This is a genomic window from Micromonospora sp. WMMD710 (assembly GCF_029626045.1).
GTDB lineage: Bacteria > Actinomycetota > Actinomycetes > Mycobacteriales > Micromonosporaceae > Micromonospora.
Genome location: NZ_JARUBD010000001.1, coordinates 1,339,923 through 1,364,586 on the forward strand (window position 1 = coordinate 1,339,923; position 24,664 = coordinate 1,364,586).

Annotated in this window: 23 protein-coding genes; 20 read left to right on the top strand and 3 right to left on the bottom strand. The window is 72.5% G+C overall.

The annotated features are described in order from the left end of the window. The first annotated feature begins 151 nt into the window (after positions 1-151). The 3 genes from O7620_RS06080 (at position 152) to O7620_RS06090 (ending at position 4,440) form a co-directional block, all read left to right on the top strand. Positions 152-622, top strand: a complete 471-nt coding sequence (locus tag O7620_RS06080; protein ID WP_278122224.1) for a hypothetical protein — start codon at positions 152-154, stop codon at positions 620-622. Positions 623-629: 7 nt separating this feature from the next. Further along, positions 630-3,479, top strand: coding sequence for a M48 family metalloprotease (locus tag O7620_RS06085; protein ID WP_278122225.1), 2,850 nt, complete (start codon positions 630-632; stop codon positions 3,477-3,479). Between the two features lie 67 nt (positions 3,480-3,546). After that, positions 3,547-4,440 carry an NAD(P)-dependent oxidoreductase gene (locus O7620_RS06090; RefSeq protein WP_278122226.1) on the top strand — a complete coding sequence of 298 codons (894 nt, stop codon included), beginning with the start codon at positions 3,547-3,549 and terminating at the stop codon, positions 4,438-4,440. A gap of 8 nt (positions 4,441-4,448) precedes the next feature. Here the strand turns inward: O7620_RS06090 and O7620_RS06095 are convergent, their stop codons facing one another. Beyond that, positions 4,449-5,552, bottom strand: coding sequence for a glycoside hydrolase family protein (locus O7620_RS06095; protein WP_278122227.1), 1,104 nt, complete (start codon positions 5,550-5,552; stop codon positions 4,449-4,451). A gap of 214 nt (positions 5,553-5,766) precedes the next feature. On the opposite strand from O7620_RS06095, the gene O7620_RS06100 reads away from it, so the two are divergent. The 4 genes from O7620_RS06100 to O7620_RS06115 all read left to right on the top strand — a co-directional run bounded on the left by O7620_RS06100 (position 5,767) and on the right by O7620_RS06115 (position 8,863). Then, a complete protein-coding gene (locus O7620_RS06100) occupies positions 5,767-6,174 on the top strand; it encodes a VOC family protein (RefSeq protein ID WP_151488669.1) in 408 nt (135 codons plus the stop codon). A gap of 90 nt (positions 6,175-6,264) precedes the next feature. After that, the gene (locus O7620_RS06105) at positions 6,265-7,461 is read left to right on the top strand and encodes a low temperature requirement protein A (protein WP_278122228.1); all 1,197 of its coding nucleotides are present in this window, start codon (positions 6,265-6,267) and stop codon (positions 7,459-7,461) included. A 159-nt stretch (positions 7,462-7,620) separates the two neighbouring features. Then, on the top strand, positions 7,621-8,517 hold the full coding sequence (locus tag O7620_RS06110; protein WP_278122229.1) for an acetyltransferase: 897 nt from the start codon (positions 7,621-7,623) through the stop codon (positions 8,515-8,517). A 76-nt stretch (positions 8,518-8,593) separates the two neighbouring features. Continuing rightward, positions 8,594-8,863: a hypothetical protein gene (locus tag O7620_RS06115; RefSeq protein WP_278122230.1), complete on the top strand. Its 270-nt coding sequence runs from the start codon at positions 8,594-8,596 to the stop codon at positions 8,861-8,863. On the opposite strand, the gene O7620_RS06120 is transcribed toward O7620_RS06115, so the two are convergent. Then, on the bottom strand, positions 8,818-9,927 hold the full coding sequence (locus O7620_RS06120; protein WP_278122231.1) for an aldo/keto reductase: 1,110 nt from the start codon (positions 9,925-9,927) through the stop codon (positions 8,818-8,820). The two genes, O7620_RS06115 and O7620_RS06120, sit on opposite strands and share 46 nt — an antisense overlap. Positions 9,928-10,033: 106 nt before the next feature. On the opposite strand from O7620_RS06120, the gene O7620_RS06125 reads away from it, so the two are divergent. The 13 genes from O7620_RS06125 (at position 10,034) to O7620_RS06185 (ending at position 23,896) form a co-directional block, all read left to right on the top strand. Further along, complete coding sequence (locus O7620_RS06125) at positions 10,034-10,642, top strand: TetR/AcrR family transcriptional regulator (RefSeq protein ID WP_278122232.1); 609 nt, start codon at positions 10,034-10,036, stop codon at positions 10,640-10,642. A gap of 35 nt (positions 10,643-10,677) precedes the next feature. Then, on the top strand, positions 10,678-11,388 hold the full coding sequence (locus O7620_RS06130) for a GNAT family N-acetyltransferase (protein ID WP_278122233.1): 711 nt from the start codon (positions 10,678-10,680) through the stop codon (positions 11,386-11,388). Beyond that, positions 11,385-12,128 (top strand): alpha/beta hydrolase, encoded by a 744-nt coding sequence (locus tag O7620_RS06135; RefSeq protein WP_278122234.1) that lies wholly within the window; start codon positions 11,385-11,387, stop codon positions 12,126-12,128. The genes O7620_RS06130 and O7620_RS06135 overlap by 4 nt, the downstream gene beginning before the upstream one ends. Positions 12,129-12,261: 133 nt before the next feature. Further along, positions 12,262-13,353 (top strand): LacI family DNA-binding transcriptional regulator, encoded by a 1,092-nt coding sequence (locus tag O7620_RS06140; protein WP_278122235.1) that lies wholly within the window; start codon positions 12,262-12,264, stop codon positions 13,351-13,353. Continuing rightward, on the top strand, positions 13,350-14,285 hold the full coding sequence (locus O7620_RS06145; protein WP_278122236.1) for a sugar ABC transporter permease: 936 nt from the start codon (positions 13,350-13,352) through the stop codon (positions 14,283-14,285). The genes O7620_RS06140 and O7620_RS06145 overlap by 4 nt, the downstream gene beginning before the upstream one ends. Before the next feature lies 1 nt (position 14,286). Then, complete coding sequence (locus O7620_RS06150) at positions 14,287-15,126, top strand: carbohydrate ABC transporter permease (protein ID WP_151489407.1); 840 nt, start codon at positions 14,287-14,289, stop codon at positions 15,124-15,126. A gap of 44 nt (positions 15,127-15,170) precedes the next feature. Beyond that, positions 15,171-16,463 (top strand): sugar ABC transporter substrate-binding protein, encoded by a 1,293-nt coding sequence (locus tag O7620_RS06155; RefSeq protein WP_278122237.1) that lies wholly within the window; start codon positions 15,171-15,173, stop codon positions 16,461-16,463. Between the two features lie 4 nt (positions 16,464-16,467). Then, on the top strand, positions 16,468-17,637 hold the full coding sequence (locus tag O7620_RS06160) for an ADP-ribosylglycohydrolase family protein (RefSeq protein ID WP_278122238.1): 1,170 nt from the start codon (positions 16,468-16,470) through the stop codon (positions 17,635-17,637). Next, a complete protein-coding gene (locus O7620_RS06165) occupies positions 17,634-19,001 on the top strand; it encodes an ADP-ribosylglycohydrolase family protein (protein ID WP_278122239.1) in 1,368 nt (455 codons plus the stop codon). Before O7620_RS06160 ends, O7620_RS06165 begins: the two co-directional genes overlap by 4 nt. After that, complete coding sequence (locus tag O7620_RS06170) at positions 18,998-19,936, top strand: ribokinase (protein WP_278122240.1); 939 nt, start codon at positions 18,998-19,000, stop codon at positions 19,934-19,936. Before O7620_RS06165 ends, O7620_RS06170 begins: the two co-directional genes overlap by 4 nt. Further along, positions 19,933-21,891 carry an SUMF1/EgtB/PvdO family nonheme iron enzyme gene (locus O7620_RS06175; RefSeq protein WP_278122241.1) on the top strand — a complete coding sequence of 653 codons (1,959 nt, stop codon included), beginning with the start codon at positions 19,933-19,935 and terminating at the stop codon, positions 21,889-21,891. Before O7620_RS06170 ends, O7620_RS06175 begins: the two co-directional genes overlap by 4 nt. Continuing rightward, positions 21,888-23,075 (top strand): CoA transferase, encoded by a 1,188-nt coding sequence (locus O7620_RS06180; RefSeq protein WP_278122242.1) that lies wholly within the window; start codon positions 21,888-21,890, stop codon positions 23,073-23,075. The genes O7620_RS06175 and O7620_RS06180 overlap by 4 nt, the downstream gene beginning before the upstream one ends. Then, the gene (locus O7620_RS06185; protein WP_278122243.1) at positions 23,075-23,896 is read left to right on the top strand and encodes a CoA ester lyase; all 822 of its coding nucleotides are present in this window, start codon (positions 23,075-23,077) and stop codon (positions 23,894-23,896) included. The genes O7620_RS06180 and O7620_RS06185 overlap by 1 nt, the downstream gene beginning before the upstream one ends. 82 nt (positions 23,897-23,978) lie before the next feature. On the opposite strand, the gene O7620_RS06190 is transcribed toward O7620_RS06185, so the two are convergent. Then, positions 23,979-24,602, bottom strand: a complete 624-nt coding sequence (locus tag O7620_RS06190) for a DUF305 domain-containing protein (protein WP_278122244.1) — start codon at positions 24,600-24,602, stop codon at positions 23,979-23,981. Positions 24,603-24,664: the final 62 nt, after the last annotated feature.

The following is a 24,664-nucleotide window of genomic DNA, read 5'->3' on the forward strand; positions in this document are numbered from 1 at the left end:
GTTCGGCCGCTACCGGCCATCGAAATGTGGAGACGGTCAATACAATCGGTACCTTCCGGTGGCGGCGACACTGCGGGGAGTTTCGATGGAGCCGGACGTTCAACGGGCAGACGGACGGGGCGTGCGGCCCCCACAGTTGGTACGCGATGTGGTGCGTGACGTCGTAGCAGAGCTGGCTCCCGACGAACTGGTGCTCGTCGACGCACTGCACCGCTTCGACGACGACACCGTGGTGCGTCGCCTGACGCGGCGTCGACCCGGGCGGGAGCCGCTCGGGTTCGGCCTGGCCGAGACCGCGGCGTTGGTCACCCCGCTGGTCTGGATCGCCCTGGACGAGACCGTCCGACTGTCGGTCGGGGCTGGTGCGAGTCGTGCGGGCTCGGGCGTCGGCGGCTGGCTGCGTGCCCGCCTACGCCGGAAAGCGCCACCACAGCCCATGGCCCCGCTGACCGTGCGGCAGCTGCAGGCCGTCCGGGACCGGGTGGTCGAGCTCGGGGTTCCCGCCGGCCTGACCCCGGAGGAGGCGGATCTGCTGGGTGACCGGGTGGTGGCCCGGCTGGTCCTGGCCGTCGACGGCGACCCGTCGGGGCCCGGTGAGGTCGACCAGGCCGGAAGGGATTAGGCGCACGATGTCGGTGGTCCTGGACCGGACGACGCCGACGGAGCCGTCGTCGGCACACCTCAGCATGTCGAACGCCGGCACTCTTCCACGCTTCCTCCTGTTGATCGTGCTCTTCGTGGGTGTCGCTGCCGTCATCACCGGCAGCGTCATCAACGCGCGCTCCGACCCGAACGGCGTGGGGGTCGGCTGCACTCTCGCCAGCGGTGGCGACCCGGGCCTCAGTGACCTCGACGTGCGGGTGCGCGCCGTCGACCAGGCATCCGCGTTCAAGGAGTGCGTGGAGCGCTTCGTGCCGCACCAGGCATGGTGGTGGAAACCCGGCGCACTGCTGCTGGTGTCGCTCTGCGCCGTGGCGCTGTACTGGGTGCTGCCGCTGTGGAAGGGGCGGCGGAGCCGGGTGGTGCCGGTAGAGGACGTCGACGGTCTCGCGGACCTCTCCACCGTCCTGGCCGACCTGGTCGCCGTGGCCGGGCTGAGGCGCCCGCCCCGTTTCGTCATCGCGCCCGCCGTACCCAGCACCGGTGCGGTGGTCTTCGGCCGTCTCGGTCGCTACACCGTCTGTCTGGACGGTGGCCTCGTCGCCCGACGCCACCGCGACCCCGAGGACTTTCGATCGGTGGTGCTGCACGAACTGGCCCACCTGCACAACCGTGACGTTGACATCGCCTACGCGACCGTCGCTCTCTGGCGCATCCTGTTGGGGGTGATCCTCCCTCTCGACCTGGGGTACGTCGCGGTCGTGAGCCTGCCCGGCACCGCCGGCACGTACATGCAGTCGCGGGAACAGACCCGGGTGGCGCACCACGTGGCGATGCTGGTCATCACCGTCGTACTGGCCTACCTGGCCCGCGTGGACATTCTGCGCACCCGCGAGCACCACGCCGATCTGACCGCACGACGGTGGGGTGCGAACGTCCGCCTCTGGGAGAGGGCCGCCGCCCAGGAGGTCACCGGGCGGACCGCGGTCGCGACCAGGTGGTCCAGGGCGTCCGGGGGCCCGCTCTGGCGAGCCCATCCCACCTGGCAGCAGCGGCTCGGGTCGATGGTGAACTCGGGGACGATGTTGACGCCGCAGGTGTTGTCGTTCTTCCTGACCGGAGCGACGGCGGCGATTGCCGCCACCAGGTTGCCCGCTCTGCTGAGCATGGTGGAGGTCAACGCCAGCCAGGAACACGTGATCATCGCGGTGCTGGTCGCCGTCCTGGTCACCGCGATCACCGGGCTGCTGCTCTGGCCGGCGGTGACCCATGCGGCCCGCACCGGCGGCCCGGCGCCGTCAGGGCTACGCGCCGGCGGTGCCCTGGGCGCCGGCCTGATCGTGGGTGAGTTGGCGGTGGGTCGCTCCGGCAGCGTGTGGGATCTGCTCCCCGATCAGCCCGGGTACCTCGCGCTGCCCGTGCTCGCGGGCCTCGCGGCCACCTGGTGGACGGCGGAGTACGCCCAGGTCTCCGCCACTCGCCCGGCGGGCGCGGCACAACGGTGGCCGCTGCTGGTCGGACTCGGCGTGAGCTGTTGCGTGATGGCACTCGCCTGGTACTGGTGGGAGAGCGAGGGCACCTTGCTGGCTGGTGGCCTCAACGCCTTCACCGCCGACCTGTTCGCTCAGTTCGAGCGGAGCGTCACCGACGGCCAGGGTTACGAAGGCACGCTCCTGCACCTCGCGCCCGGTCTGCCGCCGCTGCTGTTCCTGAGCATGCGGGTCGAGTTGCTCTGCCTGGCCGGGCTGCTCTGCGTCACCGCGATCCTGGCCTGGTTCCCCCGCCGGGTCAGCACCGGCGCACCGTGGCCGACCCTTCCCGCCGCCGGGATCGGCGCGTTCGGCAGCACCGTGCTGGTCGTGGCCACGACGGCGGGCATCAGAGCGTGGTCACCGGTGGTCGCCGGTGGAGAGCAGGGCCATCTCGTCAGCTACCTGACGTGGCTCATGGTCGTCATCGTCGCCGCGATGTTCGTGGCGGCGGGCTTCGCCGCCGCGTTGGCCGACCGCACTCCGTTGCTGCAGAGCCTCATCGTGTCGGGTGCCACGGGCTTGGCGGGACTGGCCACCCTGGCCGTGCTGGCCTCGGTCGACGGATGCGTCCGCCCGCTGGAGATCCTGGGGTCGTCATGCCGGTTCGATCCCGTGGCGGGCTGGACGGTGACCGCCCTGTTGGTGTCGACGACGCTGGGTCTGGGCGTGTTCCTCGCCGTCGCGGCCGCTGCCCTGGGCGTGCCTGCCCGCCCGCCGCTGCGTCGGTTCCGCGACCGCGCCATGGCCACCCGTCGGCCCCGCACCGACCTGCCCGACCGACCCGGCCGAGGACGGCTCGCGCTGCGCCGCGCGGCGGTGCTCATGCCGTGTCTGGTGACCGCGACGTTGGTCACCGTGATGGCCGTCGACGCCCGGTCGGACTCATCGACGGATGCCGGCCCCGTCTCGACGAACTTCGTGCTCACCGACCAGCCGACCTCGCCCACCGTACGGGCGGCGCAGGTGGACGCGTGGCTCGCGCTCGGCGGCGCCGACCGGATCAACCAGGTCTTGACCGGCGTGCTGGCACTGCTCGAACGGATCGATCGGCTCACTGCCGACGGGTCGTACCGGGCGTTCAGTGACTGGTCGGTGATCGATGCCGAACTGCGTCCCCGTTGCGTCGCGATCTCCGGCCCGGTCGCCGACGCACGCCGCTACTTCGACTATCCCGAACCGCGAGAGCAGGCCGCCTGGGACGCGCTGCTGGCCGGTGCGGAGCGGGCGGCCGGCGACTGTGACCTCGCCATCAGGCATCGGGACCGCGAGGGCTACCTCGCGGCACTGCGGGAACTGCTGCAGTTCGGGCGGGCGCTGCCGGCGGTGACCGGAGACATGATCCGGTGATCCGCGGGCGCGGGTGCGGCGCGCACCCGCCTGCGGGGCTCCGGTCGCCGCCGGAGAGGATGTGGTCATGACCAGTTCCGCACTGCCCGGCCGCGTTGTCGTCACCGGTGCCACCGGCAAGCTCGGCCGCGCCGTCGTCGCCCGCCTGCGCGGCGTGGGCGTCGACGTGCTCGCGGTCGACCGCGCGGGTGGACGCGACCCGCGCGACGTCGACGGCGAGTTCCTCCTCGTCGACCTCACCGACTACGGGCAGGTGGTGGAGGCGTTCACCGGGGGCGCGGACGAGCACGCCGGTGGGATCGACGCGGTCGTGCACCTGGCGGCGGTGCCGGCACCCGGGCTGATGTCGAACGCGACCACGTTCGCGAACAACTCGGCCGCCACGTACAACGTCTTCGCCGCCGCCCGAGCGGCCGGGATCAAGCGGGTCGTGTGGGCGTCGAGCGAGACGGTCCTCGGGTTGCCGTTCGACACCCCGCCGCCGTACGCGCCGGTCGACGAGGAGTACGCGCCGCGACCCGAGTCGACGTACTCGCTGAACAAGGCCCTGGAGGAAGAGATGGCGCGGCACTTCTGCCGCTGGGATCCGGAGCTGGTCATGGTGGGTCTGCGCTTCTCCAACGTGATGGACGTCGAGGACTACGCGCCGTTCCCGTCGTTCGACGCCGACCCGTCGCTGCGCCGGTGGAACCTGTGGGGGTACATCGACTCCCGCGACGGAGCCCAGGCGGTCGAGCGGGCGCTCGCCCACGACCAGCCCGGTGCCGACGTCTTCATCATCGCCAACGCGGACACCGTGATGACCAGGTCGAGTGCCAGCCTGATGGCCGAGGTCTACCCGAACGTCGAGATCCGCAGGCAGCTCGGTGAGCACGAGACGCTGCTCAGCATCGACAAGGCACGCCGGGTGCTGGGGTACGAACCGCGCCACTCGTGGCGGGACCACGTGGACCAGGCGTAGTCCCGGGGTCAGCGCGCGGCCTGGTAGGCGCGACCGACGGCGGTCGCGGTGCTGCCGGTACGGAACAGGCCGGTCTGATCCTTGTCGCTGGCGGGCAGGCCGAACCACGCGTACCGGTGCAGCCAGGACAGGCCGCCCAGCATCTTCGTCGCCGCGGTGAGGAACGCGGCCTGCTGTGCCTGGCTCGGGAACCGGACGCCGTTGGAGAAGTCGATCAGCGCGAACTCGGTGAGCCAGACCGGCAGCCGGTAGCGGTCGTGCACCGCCTGTAGGTACGACCTCAGCTGGTTGACGGCGTTGGCGGTGGCGAAGTCGCCGCCGTACCAGTGCAGGGCGATGAAGTCGACGCGGTAGCCGCGCTGCTTCGCGCCGGCCATGAAGCGGTCGAGCCACTCGCCCGGCCGGTCCCCACCCCAGGCCACCGCCGGGCTGCCCAGCGGAAGCCCGGTGGCCTCCAGCTGCGGCCACAGCTCCAGCGCCTGCTCCACGGACATGTTCGCCTGTCCGCCCATGTCCGGCTCATTGAACCCGAGCAGCTGCCGGCCGTTCCGCTTCGCCTGCTGCAGGTTGCTGGCGGTGACGCTCTTCGCACCCCAGATCATCGGGACGAACTCGGCGCCCGTCGGGCTGGTGACGCCCGGGTGGGCGACGTCCCAGGTGTAGTACCAGCTCGCCCCGGAGCTGGCCAGCGCCTGACTGACCCCGTCGAAGGTCCACACGCCGACGCCCTTGCGCTTCGAGGTCACCGCGGACACCGCCGGGGCGACCGGCCGCCCGGTCGTCGGCTTCGCCGCCGGGGTGGGTGGGGGCGTCGTCGCCGTCGGGCTCGCCGTGGCGGCGGGCGTGGTCGCGGTCGGTGTGCCGAGCGCCGGGTCGGTGGGCGGCAGCGCATCGGCCGCCTGCGTCGCCGCCGGTGCGGGCGCCGGCCCGGTCGGTTGGACCACGACGATCACCCCGGTCACGAGTACGGCGACCACGGCGGCGACGGCGAGCGGCCACAGCAGACGCCGCACGCCGATCGGGAGGCGACCGCGCAGACCGCGTCGGGGTTCCGCGTGGGCGCCCCGGCTCATCTTCGCGGCGTCGGTTGCACCCCGGCCGGTTGTGCGCATCGTCTCGACTCCTTCGTGTGGTCGCCTCGTCACTCGACGAGGGGGCGGTGGTTGATCGCTACCAGCGCCTCCCCTCAGGAGACTCGCCGACCACCACGGGATAACGGTTTTCCACCGGGACGCAGCGCCGCGGCGGTACCGTCGGCGTCCATGGCGTGGTCCACGCCCGCCTGATGAACGCGAACCGGATTCCACACGGTGAGGGAGTGCCCGGATGAACTGGACGTTGGAAGTCGTGGTCGTGCCGGTCTCGGACGTGGACCGCGCCAAGGAGTTCTACGCCGACCGGCTCGGCTTCGTCGTGGACCATGACACCGTCATCAACGACGACGCGCGGATCGTGCAGCTGACCCCGCCCGGCTCGGGCTGTTCGGTCGTGATCGGCCGGGGAGTGGTGCCCGACATGGAGCCCGGATCGCTCAAGGGGCTGCAACTGGTGGTGCCCGACCTGCAGAAGGCCCGCGCGGAGCTGGTGGAGCGGGGTGTCGAGGTCAGCGAGATCCAGGTGATGGGGGGCAACCCCCGGCCGGTGCCGGATCCGTTGGACAACGTGGGTTTCGTGTTCTTCACCGACCCGGACGGCAACGGCTGGGCGGTTCAGCAGATCTCCAGCCGGGCCTGAGTCGGCCCGTGATCCCGCCATAGCCGCCGGGATCACATGATGTCCGGATAAAATCGTTCAACAGGACTGGGGGCGAGGAGGCTCGGGGCGATGACGCGCGCCGGGACTCTCGGCCTCGGGGACAGCCGGAGCCCGCGCTCCGCGACCGTCCTGGAACTGCTCTTCGACATCGTCTACGTCTTCGCCCTCGCCCGCCTCGCCGGGCGGGTCGCGGACGACCTGACCATCGTCCGGCACACCCTGCTGTCGGAGGCCGGTCAGACGCTGCTGTTCTTCACCGCGATGTGGATGATCTGGTCACTCAACGCCCTGCTGGCGAGCACCTACGACCCCCGGCGCCCCGACCTGCAGGCCGTGCTGCTGGCCTCGATGTTCGGCACGCTGGTGCTGGCGGTCTCGTTGCCGCAGGCGTTCGGCGAGCGCGGCGTGATCTTCGCCTGCACGTACGTCGCCATCCAGGTCGGCCGACCGCTCTACCTGGTGCTCGCGCTGCGCGGTCACCCCAGCCAGGGGTTCGCCCTCCGGGTGCTGGCCTGGCACACGGTGTCCGGTGTGTTCTGGATCAGCGGCGGCATCAGCGGAGGTCTCGGTCGAGGCGTCCTCTGGTCCCTCGGGCTGGCCATCGAGCTCATCGGCGGGCACATCAACTGGGCCACGCCCCGACTGGGCCGCGCGTCGCTCGCCAGCACGGTGAACGTCTCCCAGGTGCATCTCGCCGAGCGGTACAACCAGTTCTTCATGATCGCGCTCGCCGAGGTGGTGCTCGAAGCCGGCGCCGCGGTCAGCTTCCCGGGCTTCTCCACCGATCGGACCATCACCCTCGTCGCCTCGTTCGTGGCGGTCGTCTCGTTCTGGCGGATCTACTTCTACCACGTCGGGCCCGGGCGGCACGCGACCGCCAGCGCCGCCGGCGAGGGAATCCAACTGTCGCGGTGGGCGAGCTACAGCCTGCTGTTGATCGTCGGTGGCATCATCTGCACCGCCGTCGGCTTCGGGCAGGTCATCGAGGATCTGCACCCGCCGATCGACTGGGCGCTGGTGGCCATCATCTTCGGCGGTCCGGTGCTGTTCCTGATCGGGCGGAGCACTCTGGAGCAGGAGAACCGAAACGCACCACGCTGTCGAGCGCTGTACTTCGGTGCGGCGACGCTGCTCGTGGCGGCCCCGGTGACGGTGCTGCTCCCGCCTGTCGCGGTGACGGCCGTCGCGGCGGTGATCCTGGGCGGCATCACCGTGTACGACCAGCGAGCCCACAAGCGTGGGTCGGAGACCAACCCGACGCTGTGACGATCCATTGCGAGCCGGCGACCACTGCGCGTATGGTCGTCGGGCACGCCGTCGAGCGGGAAGGAGGTCAGAACAATGTCCGATGTTCTGCGCCCCCTCCGCGCTCCGGCGTCCGCGCGGATCTGACCCGGGGCGCCCGCTTCCCGGAGGACCAACCCCATGACTGATCTGGTCATCCGTCCGCTCGTCGCGGGCGAGGAAAACCTGTTCGACTCCATGCCCGATCCGCTGCCCCAACTGCGCCAGGTCGGGTACGCCGACGGGATCGCCGGCGGCGGCTACCGGCCCGAGAACACCTGGGTCGCGCTGCGCGCCGGCCGGTTGGTGGGCCGGGCCGCCTGGCTCCTGCCCCCGGGCGCCGTCGGTGCCCCGTGGCTGGACCGTTTCGATCTGGACGCCGACCCGGAGGTGGGCGCCGAACTGCTGCGTGCCGCTCACGAGGCGCTGGGCGGTCCCGGCCTCTACTACGCCGCGCTGCCGGCACACTGGCGGCGGCGACCCGAGGTGCTGGCCGTGGTGCGGGCGCCCATGGAGGCCGCCCGGCTCGCCGGGCTGGTCGAACGGGGGGAGCGGCTGCGGTGCTCCTGGACGGGCACACCCCTGCCGGTGTCCTCCGGGCGGTACGACTTCCGGACGCCCGTCGACGTGGCGGAGATCAACGCCCTGGTCGCCAGGATCGCCGAGCCGGACGTGCTGACCGGCGTCGAGATCGCACGGGTGGTCGGCGGTGTCGACCTCGCCACCGACCCGCTGGCCTGGCTGGGCAACGACACCAAGAGATGGCGCATCGCGCTGGAGGCCGGGAAGCCGGTCGGGCTGGTCGGCACATTCGGGGACGCCTGCTACCCCCTGCTCGCCTATCTCGGCCTCCTCGACGGGGCGGCCCGGCCCGAGCTGCTGGCCGAGGCGGTCCGGATGCTCTCCGCCGACGGTGCCCGGGAGGTCATCGCCGACGTGCACTCCCACCGGGTGGCGGTGCTGGCGGAGTTGGAGCGGACCGGCTTTCGGCAGTTGCGCTCCAGAGTCGTCTTCGCGCCGCCAGAAAAGGAGGAATAGCTGACCCGGGTGCGCCCGGTCACCCGGGCGCACCCCCTCGGCCGGCGCGCGGCGCGGCCCCTGTCAGCATCTGCCCATGCCGGAGATCATCGCGCTCGTCGTCGGCGGGTTGGTGCTCGTCGTGGCGGCGGTCGCCGGGCTCTATCTCTGGCCGGTGGGCCACCATGGGCGACGGGTCGCGCCGGCCCGACCTCTCGACTTCGACACGGCCACCCGTGCCGCCATGGCCGTCATCGCCGCCGAGGCGGCCGATCCGGAGGTCCGGCCGGGGTTGTGCGCGATTGTTCTGCGCGCGAGGTCCTACCTGGTCGGCTCGGTGGCGGCGTTGAGCACCGGCGGGGCGTAGCCGGCCGGCTTGTCGCCGATGCCGAGGCCGGGGCTCACCACCCAGGACTGGTACTGCGGGGTGAACATGCCGTACGGCAGCCCGAGGTTCGGGGTGCTGGCCTCGTCGAGTCGGCGCCGGGCGTCGGCCGGGATCTCGAAGTCGAGCGCCTCGAAGTTGCTGCCGACCTGCTCGGCGCTGCTCGCTCCGATGATCACCGATCCGACGGCGGGCTGGGTGACCACCCAGTTGATCGCGACCTGCGCCATGCTGCGACCCAGGTCGGCCGCGACGCCCTCCAGCGCCTCGATGACCTGCCAGTCGCCGGGGCTGATCGCCCGACCCGGGGCGTCGGGTGTGGTCAACCGGCCGGTCCCGCTCAGGCCCTCGTCGGTCCGTCGGTACTTGCCGCTGAGCAGGCCGCCGCCGATCGGGCTGAACGCGGTGATGCCCATGCCCAGGGTCTGGGCCATCGCCACGTACTCCGCCTCGATGGTTCGGGTGACCAGGGAGTACGGGAGCTGCAGGTTGATCATCGGGGTCAGTCCGTGCGCCTCGGCGTAGCTCTGCGCCCGGGCCGCGTACCAGGCCGGTACGTCGGAGAGGCCCGCGTACCGGATCTTGCCGGAGCGCACCAGGTCGTCGAGGGTGTGCACGACCTCCTCGACCGGGGTGATCCGGTCCCAGGTGTGCAGCAGGTACAGGTCGATGTAGTCCGTGCCGAGCCGGCGCAGTGACGCCTCCACGGCCCGCATGATGTGCTTGCGGCCGTTGCCGTTGCCGCTGGCGTTCGGGTCGGCCGGGTCGACGCTGTTGGTGAACTTGCTGGTGAGCACGAGCCGTTCGCGGACGCCGGCCCGGTCGATCAGGCGGCCGAGGATCTTTTCGCTCTCCCCGGCGGTGTAGAAGTCCGCCGTGTCGATGAGGTTCCCGCCCTTCTCCAGGTACTGGCGGAAGATCGGCTCCGACTCCTCCTCGGTCTTGCCGTACGCGGCGTGGAACCCGTCGACGCCGAAGTTCATGGTGCCCAGCGCCAGCCGGCTCACCCGCAGACCGGACCGCCCGAGCAGGTAGTACTGGTTCATGGTGGTGCCCTCCCGATCGTGGTGTCGGCCCGCAGCGGACCGCGGTACAGACCCTTGCTCGGCAAAAATGGACCTGCAAGTCCAGAACCCGCGCTAGGGTTGGGCCATGACACGCGCGTTGACCCGCAAGGGCGAAGCGACCCGGGCACGGATCGTCGCCGGCGCGGCGGCCGAGATCCGCGAGCGTGGCGTCGACGAGGTACGCCTCGAGGATGTGATGGCCCACACCGGCACCAGCAAGGGCCAGCTCTTCCACTACTTCCCCGACGGCAAGGAGGAGCTGCTGCTCGCGGTGGCCCAGCACGAGGCCGACCAGGTGCTCACCGACCAGGAGCCGATGCTGAGCAACCTGACGTCCTGGCCGGCCTGGCAGGCGTGGCGCGACCGGCTCATCGAGCGCTACCTCGCGCAGGGCGTGAAATGCCCGCTCAACGGTCTGCTCGGCCAGACCGGCCGGCGCGCTCCGGCCGCGCAGGCGATCGTGACCGGGCTCATGTGGCGCTGGCAGGCGGCGATCACCGAGGGCATCCGGCACATGCAGTCGACCGGGGACATCGCCGCGGACGTGGACGCCGAGCGCACGTCGGCAGCCTTGCTGGCCGGCATCCAGGGCGGCGTACTGCTGCTGCTCTCCACCGGGAAGATCGATCACCTTGAGGCCGCCCTCGACCTCACCATCGAACGCCTGCGGGCCGGTGCCGGTGGCGACGGGTAACTTGGGCCGCGCCGTCTCGCAGCGAGGGGAACACCGTGACCACCATTGACGCCGACGTGCTGGACAACCCGGCGTGGACCTCACTGACCGGGCCGCACGCGCACGTCGCCGAGGTGCGCGGGCGGGCCGCGCGGTATCCGTCCGAGGTGTCGCCGTTTCACGCGCTGGCCGATCCCACCGACCCGTCGGCGTGGGCGGATCTGGCCGCACTGGTCGGGCCGGACGCGTCGGTCCTGCTGCCGGGCGGCCCGGACACCGCGCCGCCCGGGTGGGAGATGACCGGCGTGATCCCCGGTGTCCAGCTCGTGGCCGCCGGCCTGCGTGCGGAACCGGACCCGGAGGCGGTGGTCCTGACCCGCGCGGACGTACCGGAGATGCTGGACCTCGTCCGCCGGACCGAGCCGGGGCCGTTCCTGACCCGCACCATCGAACTTGGCCCCTACCTGGGCATCCGGCGCGACGGTTCGCTCGTTGCCATGGCGGGGGAGCGCATGCGTCCGCCCGGTTGGGCCGAGATCAGCGCGGTCTGCACGGATCCGGCGTACCGGGGCCACGGCCTCGCGACCCGGCTGATCCGTGCGGTCGCGGCCGGTGTCCAGGCGCGCGGCGAGACGCCCTTCCTGCACGCGGCCACGGTCAACACGAGCGCGATCCGACTGTACGAGGCCATGGGCTTCACCCTCCGCCGCCACCTCACCTTCGGGCGGTACCGGGAGATCGGGGCACCGGAAAGGCAACGTCGATGACTGACGACGATCGTCGCCCACCGCTGGTGCTGCTGCACGGCCTCACATTCGACCGGGGGCAGTGGGACCCGGTCCGGCGGGAGCTCGCGGTGATCGATCCTGCCCGGCAGGTTCTCGCTCTCGACCTGCCCGGTCACGGCGACTCACCGCGGCGGTCCTCGTACGCGATGGCGGAGGTTGCCGAGGCCGTGCACGACCAGGTGACCGAGGTGGGGGTCGCCGATCCGGTCGTGGTGGGGCACTCGGTGGGCGCGGTGGTCGCCACGACGTACGCGGCCCGCTACCCGGTGCGTGGCGTGGTGAACCTGGACCAGATCCTGCTGCCCGGCCCGTTCGGTGCGGCCGTACGCCAGGCCGAGCCGACACTGCGCGGCCCGGACTGGCGGCGGGTGTGGGACGGCATGCTGGCCGGGATGGGCATCGAGTCGTTGCCGCCCGAGGCGCGTGAGATCGTGTCGACCGCGACCGATCCCCGGCCGGATCTGCTGCTCGGCTACTGGGGCGAGATCCTGCGCGGATCCGACGAGGGGATCGCCGCCGAGCGGTACCGGGCCCTGCGGTCCATCGGCGAGCGGGGCGTCCCGTACCGCTGGGTGACCTCGTCCGAGCCGCCGGCCCGCTATCTGGCCTGGCTGACCGAGGCCCTGCCGGAGGTCCTGGTGACCGTGCTCCCCGGTAGCCACTTCCCACACCTGGCCGAACCAGCAGCCGTGGCCCGACTCCTGACAACAACCGGCTGAGATCGCCCCCACCCGCGTTGTTCGGCTGGTCCGGGCGGTTGGAAACGTTTTCGTAACGAGCCCTTGACCTCTCCGCCACCTGCGGAGCAGACTCCCCGGAAACGTTTACAGCTATCGGGTGGAGGTGCCGGACGTGGGTCGTAAACGTTTACAGGAACCGGCGGACGGCCGGCCCACGGTGCACACCGTCGCCGCCCGCGCCGGCGTCTCCATCGCGTCCGCCTCGCGGGTGCTCAACGGCGTCGGTGGTAGCCCCGAGACGATCCGCAAGGTCCGCGAGGCGGCGGCCGAGGTGGGCTACGTGCCCAACGCCATCGCCCGGTCGCTGCAGTCGCAGCGCACCGGCCTCGTCGCGCTCGCCGTCGAGGACATCGGCAACCCGGTGTACGTGGAAATGATGCGCGCCATCGAGGCCGTGGTCGCCTCCTCCGGGCGGCAACTGCTGGTGCACGCCACCGGCGGTCGGATCGACAACGAGACCGCGCTGCTGCGCCGGCTGGCCAACCGCTACGTGGACGGGATGATCGTCTCGCCGATCCGGGTGACCGACGACCACCTCAGGGCGCTGGTGGACAGCCCGGTGCCGGTGGTGGTCGTCGGCCAGCTCGGCGCGGACGCCGCCGTGGACAACGTACGCACCGACTCCCGACAGGGTGTGGCGCTGGCCGTGGACCACCTCGTCGCCACCGGCCGACGCCGGATCGGCTTCGTCAACGGCCCGCTCGACACCGTTCCGGGCGCCGCGCGTGACGCCGGGTTCCGGGCCGCCCTGGCGCGGCACGACATCCCGCTCGACGAGGAGCTGATCGAGGTCGGCGACTTCCAGTACGCCGCCGGCCGGGACGCCACCGAGCGGCTGCTCGCCCGCGCCGACCCGGATGCCCTGGTCTGCGCCAACGACCTCATCGCGGTCGGCGCGCTGCACGCCCTGCTGGCCGCCGAACGTCGGGTGCCGCAGGACGTCGCCCTGGTCGGCATGGACGACACCGAGCTGGCCCGGATGATGTTCCCCCAGCTGTCCAGCGTCTCACTCGGCTCGGCCGAGCGTGGTCGCCGGGCCGCCGAACTGCTTCTGCAACGCATCGCCGACGCGACCCTGCCGCCGCGACGCGAACAGGTGCCGCCGAGTCTCACCGTGCGGGCATCCAGTGCCGCGACGCTGCCGGCCCCCCGTCCCGCCGGCCCACCGACCACCCACCCGTCCAGCGAAGGGGTGACCGCATGACCACCCTGGCCGAACGACCGGACGTCGAGCGGCCCGGCCCGGCCCGCCGACCGCACCGGTTCCGCTCCGACCGCACCGCCATCTACCTGCTGCTCCTGCCGTCGCTACTGCCGATCCTGGTGCTGTCGGTGTTTCCGCTGCTGCGGGGCATCTACCTCGGCTTCACCGACGCCCGGGCCGGGCGCAACGTCGAGGTCAGCTTCACCGGCCTGGCCAACTACCGCGAGCTGCTCGGCGACGAGCTGTTCTGGAACTCGTTCAAGATCGGCCTGCTCTGGGCGGTCGGGGTGACGGTGCTGCAGTTCCTGCTCGCCCTCGGGCTGGCGCTGCTGCTCAACCAGCAGTTGCGGTTCCGGGGCGTGGCCCGGGTGCTGGCCGTCGTGCCGTGGGCGATGCCGCCGGTCGTGGTCGGCATCCTCTGGAAGCTCGTCTACCACCCCGACGCCGGCCTGATCAACGAGTTCTTCCACCGGGTCGGCGCCGACGGGCTGCGGACCAACTGGCTCGGCGACTTCAGCACCGCACTGCCCGCGGTGATCATCGTCGGGGTCTGGGCCGGCATGCCGCAGACCACCGTCGTCCTGCTCGCCGGCCTTCAGGGCGTGGGCCGCGAGCTGCACGAGGCGGCGGCGGTGGACGGGGCCAGCACGTGGCACCGGTTCCGGCACGTCACGCTGCCCGCCCTGGCCCCCGTGATCGTGGCGATCACCTCGCTGGACTTCATCTGGAACTTCAACTCGTTCGGTCTGGTCTACGTGCTCACCGCGGGCGGGCCGGGCGGCAAGACGATGCTGCCGATGCTCTTCGCCTACGAGGAGGCGTTCCGCTACGGCAACTACGGCTACGCGGCAGCGCTCGGCAACGTGATGGTCGTGATCATCATCGCGCTGCTCGCCGTCTATCTCCGTCGCCGGCTGAGGGAGGCGAACTGACATGTTCGGAAAACCGAGCCGCACGAGCCGGACGTTGCAGTACGTGGCTCTCGCCGGCTACCTGATCTTCCTCGGGTTCCCGCTGGTCTGGCTGCTCTCCACGGCGTTCAAACCACCGCGCGAGCTGGTCCGCCTGCACCCGACGCTGATCCCGGACAACCCGACCCTGCAGAACTTCGTCCAGGCGTTCACCGAGCAGGAGCTGGGCCGGGCGGCGCTCAACAGCCTCCAGGTCTCGCTCGCCTCGGCGGTGCTGACCGTGCTGGTCGCCATGCCGGCGTCGTACGCGCTGGCCCGGTTCCGTTCCAAGCTCGGCACCGCCGCGCTGGGCTGGGTGCTGCTGTCGCAGCTCTTCCCGTTCGTGCTGCTGATCATCCCGATCTTCCTGGTGCTGCGGCAGGTCGGCCTGGCCAACACGCACGCCGGGCTGGTGCTGATCTACGTGGTCTGGGCGCTGCCGTTCGCGCTGTGGATGCTGCAGGGCTTCGTCCGCAACATCCCCCGCGAGCTGGAGGAGGCCGCCTCGGTCGACGGCGCGACCCGGATACAGGTGCTGCGCAGGGTGGTCTTCCCGCTGCTCGCCCCGGGCCTGGTCGCCACCGCGCTGTTCTCCTTCATCTCGGCCTGGAACGAGTTCTTCTTCGCCCTGGTGCTGATCAAGACGCCGGAGCTGGCCACCCTGCCGGTGGCGCTGGCCCGGTTCGTCGGCATCGAGGGCACCGCCCGACTGGGCCCGCTGGCCGCCGGTTCACTGCTGGCCACGCTGCCCAGCCTGATCTTCTTCGCGTTCATGCAACGCCGGCTCTCGTCCGGGTCGCTCGCCGGCGCGGTCAAGGGCTGAACCGTCCCCCCACCACCACCACCACCACCAAGGAGGTAACCCCCATGCTCCGTACCCGATTCCGTCGACTCGCCGCGGCCACCGCGGTCGCGGTCGTCGGCCTCGGCGCGCTCGCCGCGTGCGGCAGCGGCGGCGACGACGAGGCCACATCCGGCCCGGTCAAGCTGCGCTTCCTCAGCCTCGCCTGGCAGAAGGAGTCGTTGCAGGTCAACAAGGACCTGGTCGCCAAGTGGAACGCCGAGCACCCCGACATCCAGGTCGAGTACGTCCAGGGTGACTGGAACTCGGTGCACGACCAGCTGCTCACCTCCTTCGAAGGTGGCGACGCGCCGGACATCGTGCACTACGAGGCGTCCTCGATCGGCGAGTTCAGCAAGCAGGGCTACCTGGCCGACCTCTCCGACCTGGTCTCCGACGACCTCAAGGGTCAGATCGACAAGGGCATCTGGGACACCGCGACCTTCGACGGCAAGGTCACCGGTGTGCCGTTCCTGCTGGAGTCGCAGGTCGTCATCGCCAACAAGAAGCTGCTCGACGCCGCCGGTGTCGCGGTGCCACCGGCTGACGGCGGCTGGACCTGGGACGAGTTCCAGGCCAACGCGCAGAAGCTCACCAAGCCCGGCCAGTACGGCGCGGCCTGGGCGCTGAAGTCGCCGACCAACCGGGTGCTGAACCTGGCGCTCAACTACGACGGCACGTTCTTCTACGGCGACGGCGGCAAGACCGAGGTCAAGGTCGGCGACGCGGAGAAGGAGATCCCGAAGCGGATCCACGACATGCTCTACACCGCCAAGTCGGCCTCCCCGGAGGCGCTCGGCATGAGCGGCGCGGACACCCTGCCCGGCTTCTTCGGCGGCAAGTACGCCATGCTGCCCGGCTCGGTGTCGCTGCGTCAGCAGATGGTCGAGCAGGCGCCGGCCGGCTTCGAATGGGTCACCCTGCCCCCGATCAAGGGCCTCTCCACCAAGCAGGCCGCCAACCCGCAGACGCTGTCGGTCTCCGCGGACAGCAAGCACAAGAAGCAGGCCGCGCAGTTCCTCGAGTACTTCCTGAACCCGAGCAACATGGCCGCGCTGGCCAAGGGTGACTGGCTGGTACCGACCGGCAAGCAGGCCAACGAGGAGCTGGTCAAGCTCACCGCCGGCAAGCAGGGCTGGGACGTCGCCGCGGACAGTGCCGCGGACCTGACCGTCGCCCCGTTCCAGCAGGCCGACGGCTACCCGGAGTGGAAGACCAAGTACGCCACCCCGGCCCTCCAGCAGTACTTCGCCAACAAGATCACCCTCGATCAGCTCGCCACGCAGCTGGTCGACGGTGGCAAGCAGGTTCTGAGGTAACGACATGTCACTCTTGCTCGACACATCGGTCGGTTGCCTGGTCGGCGCCGCGGTCGGAGACGCCCTGGGTGGCGCCACCGAGACGGCGCTGCCCGAGCAGATCCGCACGCGCTTCGGCGGCTGGGTCGAGGGCATCGTGCCCCCGTACCACGCCGACTGGGCCACCGCGCGTCCGCTTGCGCCGTACCACAAGGGCGACGGGCACATCACCGACGACACGTTGATGACCCACGCCCTGGTCCGCGCGTACGCGGCCAAACGGGACCACCTCGACGCGTACGACGTGGTGGAGCTGCTGGTCCCCGACCTGATCGAGCGGGTGGTGCACATCCCCGACATGGAGCGGGACGGGGTGACCTTCCACCGGCTCGCGGCCGCCGAGCGGTGGCTGGTCACCCGCCTGCACCACGCCCACGCGGACCCGCGTGAGGCCGGCGTCGGCAACATCGTCAACTGTGGTGCGGCCATGTACATGGCCCCGGTCGGCATCGTCAACGCGGGCGACCCGGCCGGGGCGTACGCCGAGGCGGTGGAGATCGCCGGCGCGCACCAGCACAGCTACGGGCGGGAGGCCGCCGCCGTGTTCGCGGCCTCGGTCGCGGCGGCGGCGACCCCCGGCGCGGGCGTCGAGGATGTCGTCGCCGCGGCGCTGGACCTGGCCCGCGACGGCACCCGCGTGGCCATCGACGCGGTGGTCAAGGAGGCCCGTGGCCACCATGACTGGAAGCAGGCGATTCCAGCGCTGCGTGCCGCGGTCGCGCCCTACGACACGGTGGGGGAGGAGTACCGCAGCCCCGGCCTCGGGGCGCGGCGACCCAGTCGCCTGCACGCCATCGAGGAGTTGCCGGTGGCACTCGGCATGCTCGTGGTGGCCGGCGGCGACTTCCGCTCGGCGGTGCTCGGATCGGTCAACTACGGCCGGGACGCCGACTCCACCGCCACCATGGCCGCCGCCATCGCCGGTGCGCTCGGCGGTGCGGCGGCGGTGCCGGCCCAGTGGTCCGAGGTTGTCGCGACCGCCTCGAAGACCGACCTGGTGGAGCCGGCCCGGGTCCTCGCGGCGGTGGCCGGTGAGGTCTTCGAGCGCGACCAGGCCCGGTTCGCCCGCCGGGCGGAACGCTTCGCCGGGCTGGCCGGCGACGCCACCCGGGAGGCTGGGGGCGAGACCCGGTGAGGATCACCTGGGTGCAGCCGGAGGACCTGCTGCCGCACGAGCTGGCGGCCAGCCGGGACGAGGGGCGTGACGTCGCCGCGCTCGCCGAGCGGTGGACGGTGGCCGGCGGGGACCTGACCCCACCGGTCAGCGGGGCGTCGCCGACTCCGGCGTCGCCGCGGCTGCGGGCCCTCGCCACGGAGCTGCTGGACGCCGCCGACGCGTTGCCCGCCGTCGACACCGCCGACGAGGCCGACGACCTGGCCGGGCTGCGCGCCGGATGGCCGGCGAGCTGGTCGCTGCCGACCGACGTGACGGACGACCGGTTGCACGGCGCCTGGCTCGGCCGGGCGGTCGGCTGCCTGCTCGGCAAGCCGGTGGAGAAGATTCCCCGCGCGGGCATCCGGGAGATCCTCACCGCGACCGGCCGGTGGCCGTTGCGCGACTGGTTCACCGCGAAGGGACTCCCGGCCGACGTGGCCGCCCGCTGGCCGTGGAACCGGCGCAGCGCGCCGACCAGTCTCGCCGAGACCATCGACGGGATGCCCGAGGACGACGACCTGAACTACGCGCTGCTGGCCCTGCGTGTGCTGGAGACACACGGGCGGGACTTCACCAGCGCCGACGTGGCCCAGGCGTGGCTGGACTGGCTGCCCGGCGGGCGGGTCTTCACCGCCGAGCGGGTGGCGTACCGCAACCTGCTGCTCGGGTACGCGCCACCGCAGAGCGCCCGTCGGCACAACCCGTTCCGGGAGTGGATCGGCGCGCAGATCCGCACCGACGTGTACGGCTGGGTCAACCCCGGCCGGCCGGACCGGGCCGCCGAGCTGGCGTGGCGCGACGCCGTCGTCAGCCACGTCCGGGGCGGGGTGCACGGTGCGCTCTGGGCTGCCGCCCTCGCCGCCGCCGCGCCGGTCGCCGACACCGTGGACGAGGTGTTGGACGCCGCCGAGGCGGTGCTGCCGCCGCGCAGCCGGTTCGCGGCAACGGTCCGCGAGGCCCGCGCGCTCGGCGCGGAGACCGACGACTGGGAACGCGTGGTCGACGCGCTGTACGCCCGGCACGGCCACCTGCACTGGGTGCACGTGCGCAACAACGCCGCGTTGGTGGCCGCCGCGCTGGCGTACGGGCGCGGTGACCTGGAGCGGTCCATCACGGCGGTGGTCAGCGGCGGCTGGGACACCGACTCGACCGGCGCGACGGTCGGCGCGGTGACCGGAGCGCTCACCGGAGCGTCCGGGCTGCCCGCGCGTTGGGTCTCCCCGCTGCGCAACCGGTTGGCCAGCAGCATCGCCGGCTTCGACGGGATCGGCTTCGACGAACTGGCGAAGCGGACTCTGGCCCTCACGGGGCCGGGAAGCGGCACGGAAGGGAGCGTGGCATGAGCGCGCGCGTGGCGGTGGTGGGCAGCAGCAATCTCGACCTGGTGGTCACGGCGTCGCGGCTGCCCAGCCCCGGCGAGACGGTGCTCGGTGAGAACTTCCGGACCGTGCCCGGCGGCAAGGGCGCCAACCAGGCCGTCGCCGCCGCGCGGGCCGGCGCGGCGTGCGACTTCGTCGGCGCGGTCGGCGACGACGAGTTCGGTACGCAGATGCGGGCGAGCCTCGTCGGCGCGGGCGTGGACGTTCGGGGTCTGCGGACCGTCGCCGGCCCGTCCGGCGTCGCGTTGATCGCCGTCGACCGGGACGCGGAGAACTTCATCGTGGTCGCGCCTGGCGCCAACAGCACGTTGACCGAACTGGACGCCGACGACCGGGCGACGATCGCGGCGGCCGACGTGCTGCTGCTGCAGTTGGAGGTGCCGCTGACCGCGGTGACCCGGGCGGCCGACTGGGCCCGGGCCGACGGCACCACCGTGGTGCTGAACGCCGCACCGGCCGCGGTGCTGCCCGCCGACCTGCTCGACCTGGTCGACGTGCTGGTCGTCAACGAACACGAGGCGGCGGTCGTGGCCGGGGTCGCCCCCGAGGACCCGCCGGTGCTGCTCGACGCCCTGCTGAAGCTGGTGCCCCGGGTGGTGCTCACCCTCGGCGCCCGTGGTGCCGCGTACGCAGATCGGCACGGTCTGCGGATCGCGGTCCCGGCGCCGCGCATCGACGCGGTGGACACCACCGCCTCCGGTGACGCGTTCACCGGCGCGCTCGCTGTGGGCTGGGCCGAGCGGGGCGGCACCAACGACGAGGACGCCGTCACGGCGAGCCTGCGCTGGGCGTGTGCCGCCGGCGCGGCCTGCGCCCAGCGGCCCGGAGCATCCACCGCCCTGCCCGAGCGGCCGGCCATCGACGCCCTCTACGACGCGACCTACCGAGGTGCACCGTGAGCTTCAACCCGTACGTCCCGCGCCCGATCGACCGGCCGACCGAGGTGCCGTTGGGCGGGCACGCCGACCTGAGCACGCTGGACGAGGCGAAGATCTTCGCCGCGCCGGCCGACCCGGCGGACTGGCCGGCGTGGCGGGAGCAGATCGCCCGCTGGCGCGTCGACGCCCGGGACCGGATCGGCTACACCGGCACCCACTACGACGAGATCGCCGGCGACTGCTTCAGCGTCTGCCTCGCCTGGCTCTGGGACGAGGCACTCTACGACCACGAGCGCGGCGTCTTCACCGTCGACGAGTTCCTCGACGCGGCCGGGCGGGACTTCGGTGGCTTCGACGGGGTGGTGCTCTGGCACGCGTACCCGGTGATCGGCCTCGACGACCGCAACCAGTTCGACTGGTACCGGGACGTGCCCGAGCTGCCCGAGGTGGTGCGCGCCTTCCAGGAGCGCGGGGTGCGGGTCTTCGTCGACTACAACCCGTGGGACACCGGCACGCGGCGCGAGCCGGGCACCGACGCCGAGGAGGTCGCGGCGCTGGCCGGCAAGCTCGGCGTCGACGGCGTCTTCCTGGACACCCTCAAGGAGGGCGCGGGCGAGCTGCGCGCCGCCCTGGACGCCGTCCGCCCCGGCCTGGTCCTGGAGGGCGAGAGCCGGGTTCCGTTGGCCCGCATCGCCGACCACGCGATGTCCTGGGCGCAGTGGTTCGCCGACTCCGAGGTGCCCGGCGTGCTGCGGGCGAAGTGGTTCGAGCGGCGGCACGTGCTGCACCACACCCGGCGCTGGCACCGCGACCACCTCGACGAGCTGCACTCGGCCTGGCTGAACGGCGTCGGCGTCCTCGTCTGGGAGAGCGTCTTCGGCGTCTGGGTCGGCTGGAACGACCGCGACCGCGCGGTGTTGCGGGCCATGCGCCGGGTGCAGGCCAGCCACGCGGCGTGGTTGCGCGCCGAGGACTGGGTTCCGCTTGCCGACCACCCCGGCGAGGGCCAGGTGTACGCGTCCCGCTGGACGCACCACGACGCGCCACTGTGGACGGTGGTGAACCGGGGCGCCGACCACGACGGGCCGTGGCTGGCCACCGACCCGAGCGCCGGCCGACGCTTCGTCGACCTGGTCACCGGTGCCGAGCTGACCGTCACCGAGACCGCCGACGGTCGACTGGCGGTCGGCGGGCCGCTGCCCGCCGGCGCGATCGCGGCCGTGGTGCCCGGCGTCGACGCCGAGCACCGCCACGAGCCGCCGACCGGTGACCCGTCCTTCCCGGCCCGCGCCGCGGTGCGCGTCCGCACGCCGTGGGCACCCCGACCGCGGGTGCCGTCGGGCCTGGTCGCCGTCGAGGGCGGCCGGCACGACCTGGTCGTCCGGCACCGGGTGCGGGAGACCGGCCTGTACGGCGAGGCGCCCTACGTCGACGAGTGGAAGCCGCTGCCGCCCCGGCTGCACCACACCGGCACGCTGCGGCGCAGCGTCCGGCTCGGCCGGTTCGCCATCGCCACCCACGAGGTCACCCACGGCGAGTACGCCGAGTTCCTGCGGGCCACCGGCTACCGACCGACGCGTCCCGAGCGGTTCACGGCGGGGCGCGGACCGGCCGACGCACCGGTGACCGGGGTGGAACTGGCCGACGCACGCGCGTACGCGGCGTGGGCCGGGCTGCGTCTGCCCACCGAGGACGAGTGGCAGGTTGCCGCCGAGGCGGGGCTGCTCGTGCGGCGGGAGCCGCTGGTGTGGAACCTGACCGAGAGCGAGCACTCCGACGGTCGTACCCGCTTCGTCATCCTCAAGGGCGGCGCCGACCACCGGGCGGAGGGCTCCGACTGGTACCTCGACGGTGGCCCGCAACCGGCCGACGTGTCGGTGAAGCTGCTGCTGACCGGCGCCGGGCTCACCCGCTCCGACCAGGTCGGCTTCCGCTGCGCGGCCGACCTGCCCGACGCGGCGGAGGTGACCCGGTGACCGCTCCCCTGGACGGGGTCAAGGTCATCGACCTGGCCACCCTCTTCGCCGGCCCGCTCGCGGCGGCGTTCCTCGGCGACTTCGGCGCCGACGTGATCAAGGTGGAGCATCCGGCCAAGCCGGACCCGTCGCGGGGGCATGGGCCGGCCCGCGACGGAGTCGGACTCTGGTGGAAGGTGCTCGGTCGCAACAAGCGGACCGTCACCCTCAACCTGTCCGACTCCGACGGTGCCGCGCTGCTGCGCCGGCTGCTCGCCGACGCCGACGTGCTGGTGGAGAACTTCCGCCCCGGCACCCTGGAACGGTGGGGGCTCGGCCCGGCCGAGCTGCACGCGGTCAACCCCCGGCTGGTGATCACCCGGATCAGCGGGTTCGGGCAGGTCGGCCCGTACGCCCGCCGGCCCGGCTTCGGCACCCTCGCCGAGGCGATGAGCGGCTTCGCGGCGGCCACCGGGGAACCGGACGGCCCGCCGACGCTGCCCCCGTTCGGGCTGGCTGACTCGGTGAGCGCGCTCGCCGCCGCGTACGCGGTGATGCTCGCCCTGCGGGCCCGGGACGTCACCGGCACCGGGCAGGTGGTCGACCTCGCCATCATCGAACCGATCATGGCGATGCTCGGACCGCAGATCACCTGGTACGACCAGCTCGGCTACATCCAGCCCCGGCTGGGCAACCGGTCCAACAACAACGCCCCGCGCAACACCTACCGGTGTGCCGACGGGCGCTGGGTGGCGGTGTCCACCAGCGCGCAGAGCATCGCCGAGCGGGTGCTGCGGCTGGTCGGCCGAGCCGAGCTGATCGACGAGCCGTGGTTCGCCACCGGCAGCGGCCGGGCAGCGCACGCCGACGAGCTGGACGCGGCGGTCAGCGCCTGGGTGGCGCAGCGGGACCGCGACGAGGTGGTGGCCGCGTTCGAGGAGGCGCAGGCCGCCGTCGCGCCCGTCTACGACGTACGGGACATCCTCGCCGACCCGCAGTACACGGCACTGGGCACCGTCCGCACCGTGCCGGACGAGGAACTCGGCGAGGTACGGATGCAGAACGTGCCGTTCCGGCTCGACGCCACACCGGGGGAGATCCGGCACGCCGGCCGGCGGCACGGTCAGGACACCGACGCCGTGTTCGGCGCGCTCGGCCTGAGCGCCGACGAGCTGGCCGCGCTGCGCGAGCGGGGTGTGCTCTGATGCTGCTGAGCTGGCTCTACGTACCCGGCGACCGCCCGGACCGGTTCGCCAAGGCGGTCGCCTCGGGCGCCGACGCGGTCATCCTCGACCTGGAGGACGCCGTGGTCGCCGGGCGCAAGGCGTACGCCCGGGAGGCGGTCGCCGAGTTCCTCGCGGAGGCGCACCCGGTGCCCGTGCAGGTCCGGGTCAACGAGCTGACCGGCCCGGACCTCGACGCCGACGTCGCGGCGGTCGCCGGTCGGCCCGGGTTGGCCGGGCTGCGGCTGCCGAAGGTCGAGTCGGCCGCGACGGTGGCCGCCCTCGCCGAGCGCGTCGACGCGCCCCTGCACCCGCTGATCGAGTCGGCGCTCGGGCTGGAGTTCGCGTACCCCATCGCCTCCGCCCACCCCGCGGTGGCCTCGATCGGGCTCGGTGAGGCCGACCTGCGCTCGGACCTCGGGGTGAGCGACGACGACGGCCTGCTCTGGGCACGCGGCCGGGTGGTGGTCGCGGCCCGCGCGGCCGGTCTGGCCCCGCCGGCGATGTCGGTGTACGCCGACGTCGTCGACGTCGCCGGCCTGGCCGCCTCGTGCGCGGTCGGCCGGCGACTGGGCTTTCTCGGTCGCGCGGCGATCCACCCGCGTCAGCTTCCGGTGATCGTCGAGGCGTTCCGGCCGGTCGACCGGGAGGTGGCTCGCGCCGAGGAGTTGCTGGCCGCGGTGGCCGAGGCGCAGCTGCGGGATTCGGGGACCGTGGTCCTGCCCGACGGCCGGTTCGCCGACCGCGCGATGGTGGCCGCCGCCCGGCGTACCGTCGACCTGGCCGCCCGCTACGCGGCTTGAGCGTCGCCGGCCGGCTCATCGCGCTCGCCGACCGCCGGGGGCGTCTGCGTCGGCCGCGTTTTCGCCGGCCCGTCTTCACGGGCTACATTCCCGCCGGTCGCGTCTGCGTCGGCGGGTTGAGGCCGTCGAGCCGGGTGAGGTCGGCGGTGCCGTTGCGGACCACGGCCACGGCCAGCGCGACGGTGGTCGGCTGGACCCCGCTCCGCTGCTCGGCGATGGCCACCCGCACCGACTGCTCCAGGTGTGCCCGCAGGTGCCCGGCCAGCAGACGGTGGAACGGCTCCCCGGTGGCCGACCGCAGTGCCGTCACCTGCTCGGCGGTGACCATGCCCGGCATGTCGTGCCCCTCGTGCGGATTGGTCGTCGGCGCGCCGGCCTCGGCCAGCAGGTGGTGGGCGCGGTCCAGGTCGGCGCGCTGGGCGGTCGCGACCTGGGCGGCCATTCGCCGCCAGGCCGCGTCGGTCGTGCGCGCCGGCACCAGATCGAGGACGGGTAGCAGACGTTCGGCCATGGCCGCCGTCAGTTGCAGCCAGGCGATGTCGGTCGGGTTGAACGACCCCGCCGTAGCCGTGGGTGTCGGCGCGATCGTCGCCGCCGGCGCGGTCGTGGGTGGGGTGGGGGCGCTGCCCGCGTCCCGTGCCCCGGTGCCGCAGCCGGCGACGAGCAGCACGGCGACGAGCAGGGTGGACGCCATCCGCTGGCGCATCCGACCTCCTTTCCGCCCGCGGCGGCGGGCCCGGCGTGACCGGGCCCGCCGCCGTGGTGTGT